At 33.8% G+C, this 2,681-nt stretch carries 3 protein-coding genes; all 3 read left to right on the top strand.

Annotated features, from left to right (window positions below; translation table 11 throughout):
* On the top strand, nucleotides 1-588 hold a 588-nt coding region (locus tag ACMUOV_RS05490; protein WP_413854102.1), incomplete at its 5' end, for a transketolase C-terminal domain-containing protein.
* Between the two features lie 85 nt (nucleotides 589-673).
* Nucleotides 674-1,402: a TlyA family RNA methyltransferase gene (locus tag ACMUOV_RS05495; RefSeq protein WP_413854103.1), complete on the top strand. Its 729-nt coding sequence runs from the start codon at nucleotides 674-676 to the stop codon at nucleotides 1,400-1,402.
* 132 nt (nucleotides 1,403-1,534) lie between these two features.
* Nucleotides 1,535-2,681 (top strand): leucine--tRNA ligase (gene leuS, locus ACMUOV_RS05500; RefSeq protein ID WP_413854104.1); only part of this gene is annotated, 1,147 nt, incomplete at its 3' end.

Below are 2,681 nucleotides of genomic sequence, written 5' to 3' on the forward strand. Positions count from 1 at the left end.
ACTCATCACGGCGCTTTTGATTTTTCTTATTTAAAATATATTCCTAATTTAACTATTATGGCGCCTGCAAACGAAACAGAATTGCAGGATATGTTAAATACGGCGCTTACATTAAAAAATCCTTCGGTAATCAGGTATCCCAGAGGCAGCGGAACAAGGGTTGCTTCTTTTCAAAGAAATTTTGATTTGCTTGATATCGGAAAAGCCAAACTTGAAAAGGACGGAACGGATGTTTACATAATTTGCATAGGTAATGTGTTGCAAATATGTTTGGAAGCGGCAAATAATTTGCAACGGAAAGGAATTTCGGTTGCCGTTTTAAATTTAAGGTTTTTAAAACCGTTTGACGAAACTGCCGTTAAGAATATTTTAACAATTACAAATAAAATCGTTACCGTTGAAGAAGGTTCTCTTATCGGAGGAACGGGTGAAACGGTTAAAGCCGTGTTATCGGGAACGGATGCAAAAATAGTATCTATAGGTTTGCCGGATAAATTTATAGAACACGGACCGCAAAATGTTATAAGGCAGTTATGCGGTTTATCGGTTGAAAACATAGAGAATGAGGTTGTGAACCTTTGTAAATAGTTTGTTCTTTTTTTGTCATTTCGATGACCTAAACTTTTCAGCTGTTCAGCTTATCAGCTAAAAAATACGAGGCATTTTTTATATAATGAAAAAAAGACTTGATGTTTTAATTTTTGAAAAGAATTTAGTTGAAAGCCGTTCAAAAGCACAGGCACTTGTTATGGAGGGTAAAGTTTTTGTAGACGGTGAAAAAATAACAAAAGCAGGCACTCAAGTTGACGAAAATGTCGTTATTGAAATAGAAAAACAAAATCCGTATGTTTCAAGAGGCGGACTGAAGTTGGAATCGGTTTTGAATTTATTTGAAATAGATTTTACGGACAAAGTTTGTATTGATATAGGGGCATCTACAGGCGGCTTTACGGACTGTATGTTACAGCACGGTGCAAAAAAAGTATATGCCGTTGATGTGGGCACCGCTCAGCTTCACTATAAACTAAGAAATGATAAAAGAGTTGTAAATATTGAAAATGTAAATTTCAGATATTTTGATAAAACCTTGTTGAAAGATAAAACAGATATTGTTACAATAGATGTATCTTTTATTTCTTTGGATAAAATTTTACCTGTGGTAAGTGAAATTGTTACAAAAGAAAGTTTTGTTATAGCAATGATAAAACCGCAATTTGAACTTGAACCGAGTGAAGTAAAAAAAGGTGTTGTTAAAGACGAAAATTTAAGGCAAAAAGCAATAGAAAAAATTAAAAATTGTGCAAAAAGTTTGAATTTTGAAATTTTAAAAGAACAAGATTCGGCGGTAAAAGGTCCCAAAGGTAACTTGGAACACTTTGTTCTTCTTAAAAAAATATCTTAGTAATTTTTGATGTGTGAAAATATTAAGTAATAAAAATAGTATGTATGAGATTATGATGTTATTAAGTTGAGTAATTAAATAACCTATAACCCTATAACCTTATAATCCTATAAACAAATATAAGAGGTCAAAATGGCAGATTACAATGTGTTGGATGTTGAAAAGAAATGGCAAAAATATTGGGAAGAAAATAAAGTTTTTGAATGTCATCCCGATGATAAAAAAGAAAAATATTATATTTTGGTAATGCTTCCTTATCCTTCCGGAAACTTGCACATGGGGCATGTCCGTAATTACAGTATAGGTGATGTTTTTGCAAGATATAACAGAATGTCCGGTAAAAATGTTATTCATCCGATGGGTTGGGATGCTTTCGGGCTTCCTGCGGAAAATGCAGCAATAAAACATAATATTGCACCTGCCGTTTGGACTACACAAAACATTGCAAGAATGAGAGAGCAGCTTAAAATGCTTGGTATTTCTTATGATTGGAACAGAGAACTTGCAACATGTACTCCGGAATATTATAAATGGAATCAATGGTTCTTTTTACAGATGTATAAAAAAGGGTTGGTTTTTAGAAAAAAATCAAACGTTAATTGGTGCCCGAAATGTAAAACGGTTCTTGCAAACGAACAGGTAAAAGAAGGTAAATGTTGGAGATGCGACAGTGATGTTGAACAAAAAGAGTTGGAACAATGGTTTATAAAAATTACAAAATATGCCGATGAACTGCTTGAAGGACATAAACAACTTTCAGGTTGGCCCGAACAGGTTTTATCAATGCAGCAAAACTGGATTGGTAAATCACACGGTGCTCAAATGAATTTTGATATTGCCGGCTCAAATAAAAAATTTGAAATTTTTACAACAAGGCCCGACACAATTTTCGGTGTTACTTTTATGGTTGTGGCACCGGAACATCCGATGTTAAAGGAATTCAAATCTCAAATAAAAAATTGGAATGAAGTTGAAAAATATATCAAAGAAAGTTCGGCGAAATCAAATATAGAAAGATCTTCGTCAAAAGAAAAAACAGGTGTTAAGTTGGAAGGTGTTTGTGTAATCAACCCCGCAAACAAAAAAGAAGTTCCGATTTTTGTTGCCGATTATGTTTTGATGGGTTACGGAACGGGAGCTATCATGGCAGTTCCCGCACATGACCAAAGGGATTGGGAATTTGCAAAAAAATATAATGTTGAAATAATTCCGGTTATAGATGGCGGAGATGTAACAAAAGCTGCTTATGAAGGTGAAGGAAATATGATTAATTCCGGTC

It is taken from the genome of Candidatus Ruminimicrobium bovinum, from assembly GCF_902760015.1.
Taxonomy (GTDB): domain Bacteria; phylum Elusimicrobiota; class Endomicrobiia; order Endomicrobiales; family Endomicrobiaceae; genus Ruminimicrobium; species Ruminimicrobium bovinum.